Genomic DNA, 17,740 nt, shown 5'->3' with positions numbered 1-17,740 from the left:
CCGTTAACCTGCACTTCTCTGTAAAGCAGCCAGACGCTGCTGAATAAACTGTTGTGACTTACCTGAAATCCGGCCCAGTGACAGTGCCTGCTGGTAGGCATCTTTTGCCTTGTCTCCCTTTTCAAGGCGTTCCAGTGCAATGCCAAGCCCCATCCACCAACGGCCATCATATGGCTCTGCTTTTACCAGCATCTCGTAGCTGTTGAGGGCAATGTCTGACTCTTTCAGTTGTTGGGCCAGGGCACCCCGGACTGCCATGAATTCTGTTGATGCGGCAACAGGAACCGTCTTCAGTGTCTGCAATGCAGCACGGGTCTGGGACTCACTGACCAGAAGCTTGGCAAGCGTGAGCCGGACCAGGCCGTCCGGGTCATCACGTGAAAGCCCTTCCTGGAGGACGTTCAGGGCGGTTCTTACATCCCCGCGACCATAGTAAAGCGAAGCAAGCCCCTGCCTGATATCACGCCTGTCCGGCTGGTACTTCAGTGCAGTTTCAAGATGCTTTATCGCCCTGCGACTGTCACCTTCCGAGCGGTACTTCGTTGCCTTTTCAAGTTCAACCTCCGCCAGTTGCTCATGGCTGAGGGAAACCGTTTTGATGGTCAGTCCTTCACTGTCGCTGATAACTGTTTCCGGTTTTTCAGTGGCCTCAGGCATCGCAGTTTCCGGCGGCCGAACCACCTTTAACGGTTCACTTTTTTGCTGTGTTACCGGGGCAGGAACTGGCTTACTTTCCGCAGGCAACACTGGGGGTTTAGCAGCATTCTGTTCGGGAAGGGGCTGAATCCCTTCTTCCCCTGCTGCCTTTTCCGCCTCAGAAACAACCGGTTTTGTTTCCCCGGTTGGCTCTGGTTCTAAGTTTCCTGAGTCCTTAATGGGCGCCTGGATTGCCGTCAGTTGCACCGATTCAGTCTCGGTACGCTTGTGGGTTGGGCTGACCACAACCGGGGCAGCTACTTGAGGTTCAGCGCGTTCAACAACCGGCTCATTTTTCGCAGCTAACTCGGCATCTTCATCAAAAACGGGCTCGTTGACCGGTGGTGCAACCGGTGCTGTATTTGCCTTAGGCACATTATTTCCATCCAGAGCCAGATACCCCCCGGCCAGCAGGGTTAGAAGCGCTACCAAAGCAAAGAGAACTGCCGGCCGCCGGTTGGATGGCAGCGGTTTAATCTCAGCCGCCTTTAGGCTTCCCGCTTGTTTCCCAGACTCCGGAGCCAGGTCTTTCAGCATTCGGTTCAGTTCACTCATGGCTCATTCCACCCCCATACAAATGGGTAAAACACTTTTGGCTGGCGTGCCCCCAGGGTACTTCGGATAGCAACCAATGCCGCTTTACGGTCTACATCACGGCGCTGTGCACTGTAGGCTGCAATCAGCGCTTTGTGGCAGATCTGGTTGATGAGCCTGGGAATGCCACCGCTGGCCTGCCAAATCAGTTTGCTGGCCGCCAGAGGGAAAACGTTGGCCGCACCGGCACACTCACTGCGGTGAGCGATATAGGCAACCGCTTCAGCTTTATCAAGAGGCCGTAACCGGACACTGAACGTAATGCGCTGCCGAAGCTGCCTCAGGTGGTGCATCGCGAGCCTTTGCTCTAACTCAGGCTGTCCGATAAGCACCAGGTGCAGGAGCTTTTCCTGTTCCGTTTCCAGGTTGCCAAGCAAGCGGATTGCTTCCAGTGCGTCATCGGGCAATGCCTGTGCCTCATCGAGGAGGACAACCACTGACTTGCCTTCCTTTTTGCGGTGAATCAACTCCCGCTGGATCGCATCAGTCAGCAGCCCCGGATCCTGGGTTGTATCAATACCCAGCTCTTTAGCGAGTGCCATTCGGAGCTCTCGCCCATCCATCGCCGGTGTCGGGAGGTAGGCCAGATCCATGCTGTCCGGCAGTTCCTGCATCAACATCCGGCAGAGCAGAGTTTTCCCTGTACCAACCTCCCCGGTGACCAATACAAAACCTTCGCCCATAGCCAGTGCGCTCAGTACGGTCTGGATCCCCTCAACATGGGATGGCTGGGCGTGGAACAGCCCGGTATCCGGTGTCAGGGAAAAGGGCTGGCGGCTGTAGCCAAAATAACGCTCGTACATGATCTACTCTTCCGGGAACCACTCGGTGATCAGGCGGCGGGAGCGTTCGATCTCCTCCAGCCAGGTCTGATCGCTTACCACTGTTGGTTTTAGCAATATCACCAACTCAGTTTTCGTGTGGAGCTTGTAGACGTTACGGAACAGGTGGCCAAGTCCGGGCACATCCCCCAGCAAAGGAACTTTGGAAACCTGGTCGGTGACCGCTGATTTCATCAGGCCACCAATCACCACCACATCCCCGCTTTTGGCATGCACAATGGAATCAGACTCCCGGATGGTGCTTTTGGCCAGCGGCAACTGGAAAGTACCGAATTTAGAACCAAGGTTGATCTCCTTGGTTTCATTTGTCACATCCACCACTGTCGGGTGCACGTGGAGCAACACCCCGCCTTCGTTGTCAATCTGCGGGGTAACGTCCAGAGAGATACCGGAGAAGAAAGGCGTCAGTTCAATCTCAGGGGTGGACTGGGCATTGTCACCGCTTGCGTCACTGCTGGAGACATTCGTAACGTAATACTCGTCGCCGCCCACCTTGATGATGGCCTTCTGGTTATTTGCTGCTGTCACGCGCGGGCTGGACAGCACGTTTACATCTCCCTGGGTCTCAAGGAAATTGAGCACTGCATTGAAGTTGCCATCTGAAATTGTCAGGCTGGTTTGCCCACCAAGCTGTGCACCAACAGAATCAGTAGGAATCGACGCTCCGGGACGAGCAAGGCTCAGTACTGTGCCGCCAAGGGACTTGGTGATATTGCTCCACTCAATACCCTGCTGGTAGCTGTCGCTCAGTGTCACTTCAAGGATCTTGGCTTCCATGATCACCTGGCGGCGCAGGCGCTTTTGTGAAACACCAAGGAAGGTACGCACCTCACGCAGTTCATTTGGGTAGGCCCGCACAGTAACCAGGCTGGCCTGTGGGGAAACCACCACACTTCTTCCCTGGCCGGAGCCAATCATGGCTGCCAGCGCTTTTTCCAGCTGGCCCCAGAAGTTACTTTCTGAACTGGTCTGGATAGATGCCCCGCCGGTCGTCGTATTGCCGCCACCACTGCCGGAGCTAGAGTCTCCGCTGTCATCACTGTCACTGCCACTATCATCACTGCCGGAAGAAATAGAGCCGGTTGAAATCGTGGTCAGCGATGACCCTTTGCGCTGGAGCTGCAGGTAATCGACAGGAATGGTTTCTGTACGAAGCGTTGCAGGGAAAACCTGGATAACATTGCCGTTTCGCGTAATTTCATAGCCGTAAATGTCCGAGGCAACACTCAACACTTCATCCAGTGTGACGTCCTTTAATGACAGGGAAATCTTGCCGGACACATCCGGGTGGATAACCAGGTTGTAAGGCGTACCCTTAATCAGGCTGCCAAAAAATGCCTGTGCGCCGACGTCTTTCGCATTTACCCGAAAGCGGTTTTCCTTTGCGGCAACCGGCACAAATTGCTGTTCGCCGAATGAAGGCATCAGGTCATTGGTGACATCAACAGGCAAGTTTTCAAGAGGCTGGCGGTTTTGCTGGTTTGCCACTTCATTCAGAGCACCTTTCACTTCCTTTGGCTCACGGTGGCCCATATTCGCCGAGCAACCGGCAAGAAATATCAATCCCAGACTCAAAGCCCAAAAATTACGCATCACTCAAATTCTTCCTGTCATCAATACTGCTTTACCTGATCCCTGAAAAGGCTGAGTTGCCACTGCTTGCCATCCCTGTATAGCAGCACTGAGGAATCACTGATTTTTCCCACCCGGTACCCGTCAACCACATCGCCGGCGGCGACACTTTTTCCACCGATAACCGCATCACAGCTCACGGTGCAGATAATACTTTGCAGAGCCGGGAGCGGCTGCCTGACCTGCCGCGCCTTGGACACTGGCTTTTGCCAGCCAAGGGGGGCCGTCGGATCCACCGCCACGCTGCCGGCATAGCTGCAAACCGGTATCGCCAGCACACTCAGTGCAAAAACGACAACCAGCTTGCTCTTTATCTCTTCAACCCATTTCACGTTAACCACCAATAAAGTCCGGGCTGATACCCAGGGTGTAAACACGAAGCCGGACATCAGCCAACGGGTATTTGTCTACCTGATAATCCAGGCTGCTCCAGTAGTACTGCACCGGCATGCCTTCAAGGTCGCGAAGATAGGCAACCAGGTCGAAATAACGCCCCCTAAGCGAAAGCTCGACGGGGTGCAGGTAATAGCTGGCGACGTCTGAAACCGCCAGCTTCTCAGCCGGGAGGCTTTTCAGGCTGACAAGTTCCAGTCCTTTTGAGCGATGTAAAACATCTTCCAGCAATGCAGCCATTTCAGAAGGGGCAACCAGACCCGCAACTTTCTGTTGCAGCACCTGGCTCAACTTTTCGTCATCCGCTTTAAGCCGGGTTATCTGCTCATCAATTTTCTTGTCCGGACTGTCTGCCAGGGCCCCCTTGTACAACGCCAGCTGCTGCTCCTGGGTTCGAATACTGTTTTTGGCACTCTCCAGCTCGATTTTTTGACCGGAGAATTTTTGCTGCAATGGTTCAACAGCCAGGAAATAGATCACAAAGATCACCCCAAATAGCGATGTGACGCACATCAGCCATTTTTCTCGGGGGGTCAGTTGCTCAAATCGCTCTGACGCGGAGTCCAGATATTTCATTCTTTGCTGCTCTCCTTCTTCTGCTCTTCAGAGGAGAGTTCAAACAGCAGACGGTTTTTATCATCACGGGAAAGAGAAAGTCCGCTGAAACGTTGCTGGCGAAGCTCGTCAAAAGAGGTAAAGCGTTTTACCCATCCCGGCACGGAGTCTACGTCCCGTGCCTGGCCACTCAGATTGGTACGCCTACCAGATATATTAATCCGTGACAGTGACACATCCTTGCTGGCAGCCTGGGCCAGCTGGTCCAAGAACCCTGCGTATCCTTGCGGGTTACCCGTGTCATGCTCCTCAACCGCACTGAGAACCATTTTTTTAGATTCAATTTGTGTTTCCAGGGCTTTTACCTGATCAACTTTGGCCTGGGACGGTTTTCGCTCCTTGACGGCCTTTTTCACCATATCTACCTGTGAAACCAGGGATGACAGCTGCCGGTTGACGCTATCCAGTTCAGCCTGCTGTTGGGTTGCCCGGATGTGTTCATATCCCCACAATCCCACCAGCATCACCGTCACTATAAGATTGGCAACCAACAGACGGTTCAGCGTCAGCAGTTCCTGCTTGGGCCTGAGGGATTCAGGGAAAAGATTAACGGCCACTGGTGCTGGCTGCATTGCAGCCCACGCAAGCAGTTGGTTAGCCGTACCCGCCAATTCAGCCGGGGAAACTGACACACTAAGCCGTTCTGACAGGGCAGAACTCAGCTCATGGCCATCTTCTCCTTCGCAGGCGACAATCAGTTGGTTAACCGAAGACGTCCGCATTTGTGCGCTGAGAAAATCCAGCGAACGTTGCAGCTCCAGTGCCAGGCCATCCAATTGGAGTGACGATGACTCCGGCCCGGTCAGCATGGACTCAATGCCGCGGATCTGTCTGTGAAAACATGGGGTTTTGTCTTTGAAAGCGGTCAGGTGAAGTGCAGCCCCCTCATACCGCTGCAACAAAACGTCAGTCCCTTCTGTAAACGCTCCCCACACCAGCTCTTCAACAGAAGCACTGGCCAGCTCAGCCCCCGCCTGTTCACACCCTACAGCCGCAGTCAGCAGGTGTTTTTTACTGATGGCATAAACCTGGAGACGTTGCCCATTTATCGGGGATGTGAACCCATCAGCAACAATTTCATTGGGGGATTCGGAAATAAGGTCTTTTAACAAAAACGGGAGTGCACTGGAAAGCTCATCATCCGGGAGATGAGGATGGTCTATTTGCAGGCTTTGATAAAGTCCGTGCTTAAATACCGCCATTACAGATGTGTTTGCCAGCTTATTCCGGCTCAACAGCAATGCCACCGTCTCTGCCCAGGCTTCTACACCAGAACAAACGGCCATGTCAGTAATAATTTCCTTTTCACCTTTCCAGGCTACGGAGATTTCCCTGGCGGAAAGCAACAGTACAACTTGTTGGCTGGCACTTCCGGTTTTAAATAAGCGCAACCACCCTGCAGTTATCGACATATAAGAAATTTGATCCCTAAATAGCTACCAACAAACATCCGACTATTTATTTAACGCATACTAACACGCAGCCAAAATTAATTTTGCCTATCAATCGACGAAATGACACCTTTTATTTGGTGTATTGATCGCGGAAACGTTTCCTTCCTAATTTCACTTTTGTTAATAACGGACGTTTCATTGATGCAGCAGATAATTCAGGGGAGATATACCTACCCTGACACCCATAAACACCCAGATTCATTAACACATCCCATTCAGGCTTTTTCTCTACCCCAACAGCAACAATCCTGACACCTGTTGATTCACAGGCTCCCAGCATGCTTCGCACAAACAACTGGTTTTCTGCACGCTGGTGAATATCCCGAACAAGACTTCGGTGCAATTTAATAAAATCCGGTTGAATATCTTTTATGTAGTGAGTGCTGACAACCGTTCTCCCTGCTTTGTCTGCAATAATTTTACAGCCAAAGCCTTTTAACATCCTCGACACGTTTCTCATTGCATCCAGATGAGAAACCAACGACCCTTCATGGAATTCAAATATTAATCTTTCTCGTGTTTCACGGGGTGTTTGCAATAATTTATCTCTCAGCCAAGTGTAAAATTCACGCTTGGTCACACTATTCACGTTCACATTTAAAGATACACACTCTGAATGTGTGTGATTAGCATATTCAATTGCTTTAATTACAACGCACTCATCCAGCCTTTCGCCATAGCCAACGGCATTCAGGCCGGAGATAAACCTTGATGCCTTTATGACAAGCCCATTTTCATCCCTGATTCTGGCCAGCATTTCATCGTGAAGCTTATTACCCTGACCATCGACAACCTTCTGGTGATAGAATTCCGGGCCACCGTTATTGAAGACATGATCAAATAGCGTTCTCCAGCGAACACTGCCTCGTGCCTCTTCTTCCTCCAATGCCCGTTTATAGACAGACCAACTGTTTCCCCCCTGGAGCTTTGCACTGCGAAGAGCCATGTCAGCCTCATCCATTATCCGGCCACGGCGATCCCCGGATACAAATAGGGCAACCCCGGCATGGCACCAATTGTCCGTATCCATCGGACTGGGTGGAGACAGCCTCTCAAGCGTTTTAACCAGGTGATCCGTAAATTGGTTAACCTCCCTGGTCGGCTGGTGTACCAGCATAATGGCAAATTCATTGTCGAAGTAACGGGCCAGCACCGCTTCAGGGTATCTCTGGACCATATTGGAAAGAATTGACGATATTGACTGGATCAACTCGTCAGCCACTTCTTTTCCCTGATCCTGCACAAGGTCATCAAAATCCGAAAAGCGGACAAGAATCACTGCCCCCCGGCAGTCCTGCTCCTGCACCAGGGACTTCAGGCGACTGTCAAACATAACCCGGTTTGCGACACCGGTAAGCTGGTCAAGGAATGTATTGGTCCGGATAAAAGTATCAAACCGGCTTCTTTCCTGCCGGGCATCATTCAGCTCTGCAATGAGGTTATCCAGCGCTACACTGGCGGTTGAAGGAAACTCCTCGTCCCGGCCCACAGCGACCTCTTCACTGCGCCCGGCAAGGATCATCCGGCCACGGTCTTCCAGCATTTCAGCCCCCTGGAGCTGTTGCCTTAACCAACGCCCACCCCAGATAAGTGACAAAACAATGATGGAAATAGCCAGGCTGATTGACGCCATAGGCCCCAGTGAGTAGGCAAATTCAGAGTATGGCGGTATAACGGACAAGGTGACACTGAATCCGGGGTTATGCTTCAGAGGGTAGGTAAACTCCTGAATCTCAACCGCATAAGTAGTAAGCTGAAGCTCATTGTAGTGATAAAGCACGCCGGAATCGCTGTAGATTTTAAGTTCTACAACATCACTGGCTTTGAGTAACTGCGGCAGCCACTTGGAAAAATATTCGCTGTTTTCGGGGTTAGCCAGTTCCTGGTCAATAACCTCTGACATACCGGAAAGGTACTGAGACAGAAAGTCCTGCCCCAGTTTCTGAAAGCTGATAGCTCCGCCGATGAAAAGAACAAAAACAGCACAGATGACAATAAGGGTAACAAACGCGACCAACCGGTTGGTCAGTTTCATCCCTGAAGCTTTTCTCATAGAATTTGCTCGTGGTTAACCGGGGTTCCACTGCTTCGAACACCGTACCGTATTGAAATACTTTACCGGTTTCAGGTGCCGCCAGTTTATGCCCTGCTTTAATCACATCCAATAACGCGTGAGTACCGTTACTTTAACGGAATGCTAGCTTTAACGCATTACAAAGGAAGATAAATGGACTGGATTACCTGTGCGAAAAGTTATGTCACAGTCGTGGATATGGGCTCCCTTGCCCAGGCGGCAACCAAATTGCAGACATCCAGTTCCGCGCTGTCAAAACGCCTTGCCTGGCTTGAAAACCAGCTCGGTGTACAGCTCCTCAAACGAACCACCCGCAGCCTGACCGTCACCGATGCGGGTCAGCTCTTTTACCAGCGCAGCAAACATATTCTGGAAGACTGGAACCAGTTACTAGCCGAAACCACGTCAACTTACGGGGAGATCAGCGGGGTTTTGCGTATAGGTGCGCCTTTAGCAGTAGGCAGTCGCTTAATTGTCCACTACCTTTCTGAATTTCTGGAAGAATACCCCAAGATACAGGTAGAGCTCCACACGCTGACCCCTGGCCAGTTGCCGGACTTAAACTTGGATATTATGGTGACCCGGGAGCTGGTGGATTTTAACTCCAGCAGTTACATTGCTACCCGGCTGTATGACTTCCAACTGGGTTTTTATGCCTCCCCGATGTACCTTGCCCGTTATACCCCCATTACAGAGCCTGAACAGCTCACCCAGCACAACTGCCTGCTGTTTGCAGATAGCGGCCACCAGCAGGAGCGGGTGTTTGAGGATGGCCTGAGGCTGCGCCTTTCCGGTAATTTCAGTTCACGTAACCCTGAAGCGTTGGTCAGCGCAGCTGTCTCTGGAATGGGGCTGCTCTTAATCGGGGAAACCACCATCCGTAAAGAGCTCGACCAAGGACTTCTCATTCCGGTACTGCCAAGCCTTAAATTGCCGAAAGCAACGGCTTACGCTTACTACCCCAAGCTCAACTACAACCATACCAAAACGCAGTTGTTTATTGAGTTCATCAAGTCAAAAGCCAGGGGAACCGCTTCGACCCAAGGGAACTGATTCGACACAGCCAGCCACAAAAATACAGAAAAGCCCTGAAAAATCAGGGCTCTTTATCAATTCTGTTCAGGTTATCAGAACGGAATGTCGTCATCGAAATCTGGCAGGTCATTGTACTGCGGTGGTTGTGATGATGACTGCTGGGGAGCCTGCTGCGCTGGCTGTTGGTTGTAGCTCTGTTGCTGCTGTTGAGGCTGGTATTGCTGCTGAGGTTGCTGAGGCTGTCCCCAACCACCTTGCTGGGCAGCCTGACCACCCATGCCGCCACCCATACCAGGGCGCGAGTCCAGCATTTGCATTTCGTTACCCACGATTTCAGTGGTGTAACGCTCAACACCTTGCTGATCCTGCCATTTACGGGTCTGCAGTTTGCCTTCAATGTAAACCTTGGCACCTTTTTTAAGGTACTCGCCGGCAACTTCAGCCAGACGACGGTACAGCACAACACGGTGCCACTCGGTCTGCTCGCGGTTTTCACCGGTGTTCTTGTCACGCCAAGTTTCTGAGGTGGCGATATTCAGGTTGGCAACAGCACCGCCGTTAGGCATGTAGCGTACTTCCGGGTCTCCACCCAGGTTACCAACGAGAATTACTTTGTTTATACCACGGCTGGCCATATCTCACTCCCGAACCTGTTACTGACAGGCGCTGTCTGGCGCCCTCAAACTAATCTTAATACGGTTAAACGCGCATTGTATCACGGTGAAGAAAATGCGCGACCAGCCGGTTTGCAAAAACACGAACATCGCTGGCATATCCTTATTTAATCTATGCAATATCCGACCGTTTTTTTCATGGGTAAGCCAAAAAACAGACGTAAGTCGTATTTTCTTAATAATATCGCTATCTAATTGATGAATCGACCAACAGAGATCAACATCACATATTGAATGCAGTACAATGCTGGCATCCCGGAAATCCAGACAGTCTTACAGTACTGCCAAAACGTCTTTTTTTATGAAGGATCAGTTATGCTGAAAAAGTGCCTCTTCCCTGCTGCAGGTTATGGAACCCGCTTCCTGCCAGCCACCAAGTCCATGCCAAAAGAGATGATGCCCGTCGTTAACAAACCCCTGATTGAATACGGTGTTGACGAGGCCCTGGAAGCAGGCATGGACAGCATGTGCATTGTCACCGGCCGTGGGAAGCACTCACTGATGGATCACTTCGACAAGAACTACGAACTGGAACACCAGATCTCCGGCACCAGCAAGGAAGCACTGCTGACCGATGTTCGCAAGATTATCGACAGTGCCCATTTCACTTACATCCGCCAGCGTGAAATGAAAGGCCTTGGCCATGCCATCCTGACCGGCCGCGAACTGGTCGGTGACCAACCGTTTGCCGTTGTTCTGGCTGATGACCTGTGTATCAATGAAGAACAGGGTGTGCTTTCCCAGATGGCAGCACTTTACCGCCAGTTCCGCTGCTCAATCGTCGCGGTACAGGAAGTGCCTGAAGACGAAACCCACAAATATGGCGTAATTTCAGGTGAAGTCATCAAAGATGACCTTTACCGTGTTGACGACATGGTTGAAAAACCAGAACCGGGTACAGCTCCAAGCAACCTGGCTATCATTGGCCGCTACATCCTGACCCCGGATATTTTCGACATCCTGGAAAACACCGAACCGGGCAAAAACGGGGAAATCCAAATCACCGACGCCCTGCTGACCCAGGCGAAAACCGGCTGCGTACTTGCGTATAAATTTAAAGGCCAGCGTTTCGACTGCGGCAGCGTTGAAGGCTTTATCGAAGCGACCAACTACTGTTACGAAAACATGTACAAAAAAGGCAAATAATCAGCCTGTTAATCCGCTCTTCAAAGGCCCGCGTAATCATCGCGGGCCTTTTTGTTTTTTCTTACTGTACATTTGAACAGTAAAAACACTTCAACCCGCTCATTCTCTGTGCGATACTCATCGCCTTGGTTTTCTCATCGAAGTTAGGTTGATATGGATACCATTGACGTCCGCGGTGCTCGCACCCATAACCTGAAAAACATCAGTCTCACCATTCCCAGGGACAAGCTGATTGTCATCACCGGCCTTTCCGGCTCAGGCAAGTCCTCACTGGCATTTGATACCCTTTATGCCGAGGGGCAGCGGCGTTATGTGGAATCACTTTCAGCTTACGCCCGCCAGTTCCTCTCCCTGATGGAAAAACCGGATGTCGACCATATTGAAGGCTTGTCACCGGCCATTTCGATTGAGCAGAAATCCACATCCCATAACCCACGCTCCACAGTGGGAACCATCACTGAAGTCTACGACTACCTTCGCCTGCTGTATGCCCGCGTAGGCGAGCCTCGCTGCCCGACCCATAATGTTCCGCTGGCAGCGCAGACCATCAGCCAGATGGTGGACAAAGTACTGGAAATTGAGGAAGGCACCAAGCTGATGATCCTGGCGCCTGTCGTCAAGGAGCGTAAGGGTGAGCACGTCAAGCTGCTCGACAATCTTGCCGCGCAGGGTTTTATCCGCGCCCGGATTGATGGCGAGGTCTGCGATCTTTCCGATCCACCGACGCTGGAACTTCATAAAAAGCACACTATTGAAGTGGTGGTTGACCGTTTCAAGGTCCGCCCGGATCTCCAGCAAAGGCTGGCTGAATCCTTTGAAACTGCCATTGAACTCACCGGTGGTACAGCTGTTGTCAGCGCCATGGACAAGCCGGTAGGTGGTGAACCTGTCTTTGATGATCTGGTATTTTCCGCCAATTTCGCCTGCCCGCACTGTGGCTACAGCATGCAGGAGCTCGAACCGCGCCTGTTTTCCTTCAACAACCCGGCCGGTGCATGCGGGCATTGTGATGGTCTGGGTGTCCAGCAATTCTTTGACCCTGACCGTATTGTCCAGAATAACGAAATCAGCCTGGCCGGCGGCGCTATCCGCGGCTGGGATCGCCGGAACTTCTACTACTTCCAGATGCTGAACTCCCTGGCGGAACATTACGGTTTCGATGTAGAAACCCCTTGGATTGAGCTCAGTAAAAAGCACCGGGAGCTGATCCTGAACGGTTCAGGTGGCGAAACCATTGCCTTCAAATACATCAATGACCGCGGCGACGTGACTGTCCGCAAGCACCCGTTTGAAGGCATTATCAACAATATGTCACGCCGTTACCGCGAAACCGAATCCAACGCAGTGCGCGAAGAGCTGGCAAAGTACATCTCCAACCGCACCTGCCAGCACTGCGGCGGCTCCCGCCTGCGTGAGGAGGCCCGTCACGTCTTTATCGGCAAGACCAACCTGCCGCAGGTGTGTGAAATGAGCATCGCCGGCGCGCTCGACTTCTTTGCCGGCCTTGAAATGACCGGCCAGAAAGCCAAGATCGCTGAAAAAGTGATGAAGGAGATCCATGACCGCCTGAGCTTCCTGGTCAATGTGGGCCTGAATTACCTCAACCTTTCCCGCAGCGCCGACACCCTCTCCGGCGGTGAGGCACAGCGTATCCGCCTTGCCAGCCAGATTGGTGCTGGCCTTGTCGGTGTAATGTACGTACTGGATGAGCCTTCTATCGGCCTCCACCAGCGTGACAACGAGCGCCTGCTGGCAACCCTCAAGCACCTGCGCGACCTCGGTAATACCGTTCTGGTTGTGGAGCATGATGAAGATGCCATCCGGGAAGCCGACCATATTATCGATATTGGTCCGGGAGCCGGTGTCCACGGCGGCAGCGTGGTCGCAGAAGGTACCTTCCAGGAAATCATCAAAAACGATGCTTCCCTTACCGGCCAGTACCTGAGCGGTAAAAAAGCCATTGAAGTACCGGCCAAGCGTATTCCGCGTGACAAAAAGAAAGTGGTCAAGTTGACCGGCGCCAGCGGCAATAACCTGAAAGACGTTAACCTGGAGATCCCGGTTGGCCTGTTTACCTGTGTCACCGGCGTATCCGGTTCCGGTAAATCCACGCTTATCAATGATACGTTTTTCCGCATTGCACACCGAGCCCTGAACGGTGCGACCACCAGCGAACCTGCACCGTATAAAGCTATCAAGGGGCTGGAGCATTTCGATAAAGTCATTGATATCGACCAGAGCCCTATCGGCCGTACACCTCGCTCCAACCCGGCAACCTATACCGGTATTTTCACCCCAATCCGTGAACTGTTTTCCGGTACCCAGGAAGCCCGCTCACGCGGATACAAGCCCGGCCGTTTCAGTTTCAATGTGCGGGGCGGACGCTGTGAAGCCTGCCAGGGGGATGGGGTTATCAAGGTAGAAATGCACTTCCTGCCGGATGTCTACGTGCCATGTGACACCTGTAAGGGCAAACGCTATAACCGTGAAACCCTGGAAGTGAAATACAAGGGCAAGAGCATCCACGAAGTGCTGGAAATGACGGTAGAAGATGCGCGCGAATTCTTCGACTCAGTTCCCGCAATTGCCCGTAAACTGCAGACACTGATGGATGTTGGGTTATCCTACATCCGTCTTGGCCAGGCGGCGACAACCCTGTCCGGTGGCGAGGCGCAGCGGGTGAAACTGGCTCGCGAGCTTTCCAAACGGGATACCGGCAAAACGCTGTATATTCTGGACGAGCCGACAACTGGCCTGCACTTCCACGATATCCAGCAACTGCTGAACGTATTGCACACCCTGCGTAACCACGGCAATACCATTGTGGTTATTGAGCACAACCTGGATGTCATCAAGACGGCAGACTGGATTGTGGATCTGGGTCCGGAAGGGGGCAACGGTGGAGGCGAGATCATTGCCGAAGGTACGCCGGAAGATGTGGCTGAATCCACTGCTTCCCATACCGCCCGTTTTCTTAAACCGATGCTGGCGCATAAGAAATCAGCCTGACCCGTCACTGACAACTACCCGGTTACTGTGGTAAAAGACAGAACAGAACGCCTCTGTAAAACAGGGGCGTTTTTATACTTTCTATTGGTTTAACCTGCTGGCAGCAAGGCATGATTAACGCGCTAACTTTTTCTTCACCGCTTACGCAGATCCGTCGAAAGCCCCTGACCAAGCCATTTATCGCTGCACTTTGCGTGCTGTTTCTGGCTGCTACCCACTATTTCCAGCACAACCCCGGCGGGGCCGGCCTGGTGCTTTCCTTCAATGCCATGGCCTGGATTCCGTTCGGGCTGGCGCTGGCACTTGGCGTTGCCGAAATCTGCCGCCAGCATACCCTGCGTTATACCCGGCTGACACAAGTCCTGTTTATCAGCTGTATCCTCCTGACCATCCCACTTTTCTATCCCGATGCCGAGCCTTTGCTGGCAGCACAGCGAATATTAGGGCTCTGGCTTGGTTTGCTGTTTTTTGTCTGCCTTCAGCAGTTTGCTTTCAGCCACCCGCAAAGACAGTTTCTGTTATGGCTGGTTCTGGTGGCAGTATGGATTGAAGCGGTATTTGGCTGGACACAGTTCCTGTGGCTGGAGCCCGGCAATGCCATCGGTTACGACACAGAAGTAAACCGCCCTTACGGGATATTCCAGCAGCCCAATGTAATGGCGAGTTTTCTGGCTACCGGGCTGGTGTTGTCCGCTTACCTGCTAGCTCGTACCGCTATGTACCGGGGTAAGTGGAACTGGCAACAGGTGATCCTGCTTTTGACGCCGCCCCTGACCATTCCCCTACTGGTTGTAATTGCCTCTCGCACCGGCTGGCTGGGCGCGGCTGTTGGCGTCGTACTGATTCTCCCTTACCTCAGAAAATTTGCCCCGAAAGCGCCGCGCAGGTTGTGGTTTCTGATGGTGCTTCTCGGGCTGGCTGCCGGCAACTATTTCCTTCAGTCGGTCAATACCGACCTGATTGAGCATAAAACATCGCTCGAAACCGCACGCAGTGCAACCATTCCGCAAACCTGGGAGCTCTTTACCGAACGTCCCTTTGCCGGCTGGGGTTATGGGCGCTTTGAGCCCACCTACATGGTAGAGACGGCAAAACAATACCATGCCGGACTGACCGATAAGCCACCACTGGCCAGCATGGACCACCCACACAACGAACTGCTTTACTGGGCCGTTGAAGGCGGCATTGTTCCCCTTGCCGGCCTGTTACTGGCTGCAACGGTTGTTCTGCTTAACGTAATGGAAGCCCGATCCGGTACTAAGCTTGCCTTGGTCGCGCTCTTCTTGCCCATTACCCTGCACAGCCAGCTTGAATACCCGTTTTACCATTCACTGGTCCACTGGCTGGTATTTATCCTCCTGATTTACTGGGTAGACAACCTCACGGCAAAGTACGAACGTCGAGCAATTAAATACACACTTGGCCTCAAGTTGTTTGCCCTTACCCTGCCTTTGGCTGTGGCCTACGTTTCCATCACTACGCTCTATTCTGGTGCCATGCTGACCAAATACGAGACCACCAAACCCAATAACCCGGATTACCTAAGCAAGGTGAACAATACCTGGGTCTGGCGGGACCGGCTTGACTGGGACATCTACACAACCCAGCTGGAGCTGGGCATTAAACGAAACCGCCCCGACCTGATTGAATCCTATATCAAGTGGGCGGAAAACAAGGCGGTATTATGGCCTCGCGCAGCACTGTACCAGAACCTGATACTGGCATGGCGACACCTGGGCAATGAAGCCAGAGCAGAACAGATTCGGGAGGAAGCCGAATTTATCTTCCCTGGGAAGCGGTTCGCGGCTTCAAAGGCGTTGCCTGCCGTTACCGCCCCTGAAGCATAAACGTAAAAACCGCAGCCCTGCTGCGGTTTTCAATTTAATTAAACCTTTCGCGTAGAGTTAGCGAATGGTTTCTTCCAGTGCCCTCAGGCACAGTGAAACATTCTCACGACGGGCACCATAGCCCATCAGGCCAATGCGCCAGGCTTTCCCGGCAAGAGCACCAAGGCCGGCGCCTATCTCCAGGTTATAGTCATTCAAAAGGCGTGTGCGTACAGCTGCATCATCAACCCCATCAGGGATATAAACTGCATTGAGCTGGGGCAGGCGGTAAGGTTCGTCTACCACAAAAGAAAGACCCAGCTTCTCAAGCCCGGCTTTTAGCTGCTCATGAGCATCGCGGTGACGTTGCCACGCATTTTCCAGACCTTCATTGTGCAGAAGAACCAAGGATTCATGCAGGGCGTAGAGTGCGTTTACCGGCGCAGTATGATGGTAGGATCGTTTACCCTCACCACTCCAGTAGCCCAGCACAAGGCTTTGATCCAGAAACCAGCTCTGAACCTTACTTTTGCGGTTCTTAATACGCTCCACAGCCTTTTCCGAGAACGTTACCGGGGAGAGGCCGGGTACACAGGAAAGGCACTTCTGGCTGCCCGAATAAACTGCGTCAAGTTGCCACTCATCCACCAGCAAAGGCACACCACCCAGGGAAGTAACGGTATCGACAATGGTCAGGCAACCGTATTTACGGGCGAGTTCTGCCAACGTTTTGGCATCACTGAGCGCCCCGGTTGACGTTTCCGCATGGACAAATGCAAGCACAGAGGCATCAGGGTTCGCTTTCAGTGCCTGCTCAACTTTCTCAGGGTCAACCGGCTTACCCCACTCGTCATCCACAACCACAGCGGTGGCCCCACAACGCTCAACGTTTTCCCGCATCCGGTCACCGAATACACCATTTCGGCAGACGATAACCTTCTCACCCGGCTCTAACAGGTTCACAAAACAGGTTTCCATCCCGGCACTTCCCGGGGCGGAAACCGCCATAGTTACTGGATTCTCAGTCTGGAAAGCATACTGAAGGAGTTGTTTCACCTCATCCATCATTCCGATGAAAAGGGGGTCCAGGTGGCCAACTGTCGGGCGACTTTGAGCTTGCAAAACCCGAGGGTAAATATCAGACGGGCCCGGCCCCATCAGGGTACGTTGGGGCGGGTTGAAACTGGTAAATATCATTATCCTTCTCCTATTTGTTTCTTCCATGTTCCCATGGCCGGCACACTCGGACTTATCAAATTTGTAGTAATTTCCCCAGCCGGTTCAACTGTTATAACACAGAAAACAGTGATTCCTACGCCACCTAGACAAATTGTTAATATGACCCAGAAATAAACATGTTACATAAAAAGTGTTAATTAACAGCAATTAATACTAAGAAGAGATTAATAACTGAGTGTTTTTTCATCTTTTTCATTGACATTGTGTTCACGAATAATTTCAATAGACGCACTGAACTGCCGCGATCATGATGATCAGAGCGAATCAGAAGAGGTGCGTTAGCCAGGTAGTCGACTTGCGGAGTCCCAAACTCCAATGCAGGCCGATCAGGGGGTTTAACGCCGAGGCGAGATGCGTTTTGGGACGTTTTCTTGTCGGCCTTGAAGGTTGAGTCCTTCGGGCTGTCACCTGTATCGGCACAGGTGGAGTGCTTCTGGTAGAGACAACCGTCAAATTGTCCTCACCCTTATATCTAGCCTCCCCCCTGCCTGTACAAAAAATCACCCTTTTG

The 17,740-nt window shown here is 52.2% G+C and carries 13 protein-coding genes and 1 riboswitch; of the genes, 4 read left to right on the top strand and 9 right to left on the bottom strand.

What is annotated here, in order from left to right; all coding sequences use genetic code 11:
- Positions 1-3: 3 nt before the first annotated feature.
- The 7 genes from NF212_RS01720 to csrD form a co-directional block, all read right to left on the bottom strand.
- The gene (locus tag NF212_RS01720; RefSeq protein WP_434358270.1) at positions 4-1,251 is read right to left on the bottom strand and encodes a tetratricopeptide repeat protein; all 1,248 of its coding nucleotides are present in this window, start codon (positions 1,249-1,251) and stop codon (positions 4-6) included.
- Positions 1,248-2,093, bottom strand: a complete 846-nt coding sequence (locus NF212_RS01715; protein WP_434358269.1) for an ExeA family protein — start codon at positions 2,091-2,093, stop codon at positions 1,248-1,250. The genes NF212_RS01720 and NF212_RS01715 overlap by 4 nt, the downstream gene beginning before the upstream one ends.
- 3 nt (positions 2,094-2,096) lie before the next feature.
- Complete coding sequence (mshL, locus tag NF212_RS01710; RefSeq protein WP_434358267.1) at positions 2,097-3,725, bottom strand: pilus (MSHA type) biogenesis protein MshL; 1,629 nt, start codon at positions 3,723-3,725, stop codon at positions 2,097-2,099.
- A 20-nt stretch (positions 3,726-3,745) separates the two neighbouring features.
- Positions 3,746-4,096: an MSHA biogenesis protein MshK gene (locus NF212_RS01705; protein ID WP_434358265.1), complete on the bottom strand. Its 351-nt coding sequence runs from the start codon at positions 4,094-4,096 to the stop codon at positions 3,746-3,748.
- Position 4,097: 1 nt separating this feature from the next.
- On the bottom strand, positions 4,098-4,733 hold the full coding sequence (gene gspM / locus NF212_RS01700; RefSeq protein WP_434358263.1) for a type II secretion system protein GspM: 636 nt from the start codon (positions 4,731-4,733) through the stop codon (positions 4,098-4,100).
- A complete protein-coding gene (locus tag NF212_RS01695; protein ID WP_434358261.1) occupies positions 4,730-6,184 on the bottom strand; it encodes a hypothetical protein in 1,455 nt (484 codons plus the stop codon). The genes gspM and NF212_RS01695 overlap by 4 nt, the downstream gene beginning before the upstream one ends.
- A 112-nt stretch (positions 6,185-6,296) precedes the next feature.
- Complete coding sequence (gene csrD / locus NF212_RS01690) at positions 6,297-8,279, bottom strand: RNase E specificity factor CsrD (protein WP_434358259.1); 1,983 nt, start codon at positions 8,277-8,279, stop codon at positions 6,297-6,299.
- A 174-nt stretch (positions 8,280-8,453) separates the two neighbouring features.
- Here csrD and NF212_RS01685 point away from each other — a divergent pair, with 174 nt between their 5' ends.
- Positions 8,454-9,353, top strand: a complete 900-nt coding sequence (locus NF212_RS01685) for a LysR family transcriptional regulator (protein ID WP_434358257.1) — start codon at positions 8,454-8,456, stop codon at positions 9,351-9,353.
- Between the two features lie 74 nt (positions 9,354-9,427).
- On the opposite strand, the gene NF212_RS01680 is transcribed toward NF212_RS01685, so the two are convergent.
- Positions 9,428-9,970: a single-stranded DNA-binding protein gene (locus NF212_RS01680; protein ID WP_434358255.1), complete on the bottom strand. Its 543-nt coding sequence runs from the start codon at positions 9,968-9,970 to the stop codon at positions 9,428-9,430.
- Between the two features lie 354 nt (positions 9,971-10,324).
- Here NF212_RS01680 and galU point away from each other — a divergent pair, with 354 nt between their 5' ends.
- From galU to NF212_RS01665, 3 genes are all read left to right on the top strand, one after another.
- Complete coding sequence (gene galU, locus NF212_RS01675) at positions 10,325-11,155, top strand: UTP--glucose-1-phosphate uridylyltransferase GalU (RefSeq protein ID WP_434358253.1); 831 nt, start codon at positions 10,325-10,327, stop codon at positions 11,153-11,155.
- 153 nt (positions 11,156-11,308) lie between these two features.
- On the top strand, positions 11,309-14,164 hold the full coding sequence (gene uvrA / locus NF212_RS01670) for an excinuclease ABC subunit UvrA (RefSeq protein ID WP_434358251.1): 2,856 nt from the start codon (positions 11,309-11,311) through the stop codon (positions 14,162-14,164).
- A 110-nt stretch (positions 14,165-14,274) separates the two neighbouring features.
- Positions 14,275-16,011, top strand: coding sequence for a PglL family O-oligosaccharyltransferase (locus NF212_RS01665; RefSeq protein WP_434358249.1), 1,737 nt, complete (start codon positions 14,275-14,277; stop codon positions 16,009-16,011).
- Positions 16,012-16,068: 57 nt separating this feature from the next.
- On the opposite strand, the gene NF212_RS01660 is transcribed toward NF212_RS01665, so the two are convergent.
- Complete coding sequence (locus NF212_RS01660; RefSeq protein ID WP_434358247.1) at positions 16,069-17,187, bottom strand: pyridoxal-phosphate-dependent aminotransferase family protein; 1,119 nt, start codon at positions 17,185-17,187, stop codon at positions 16,069-16,071.
- A gap of 302 nt (positions 17,188-17,489) precedes the next feature.
- Positions 17,490-17,670: riboswitch (Lysine riboswitch) on the top strand.
- The last annotated feature ends 70 nt before the right edge of the window (positions 17,671-17,740 follow it).

Origin of the sequence: Parasalinivibrio latis, from assembly GCF_036825535.1 — a bacterium.
GTDB classification, from domain to species: Bacteria; Pseudomonadota; Gammaproteobacteria; order Enterobacterales; family Vibrionaceae; genus Parasalinivibrio; species Parasalinivibrio latis.
This window is presented reverse-complemented; position numbering and strand designations above follow the sequence as displayed.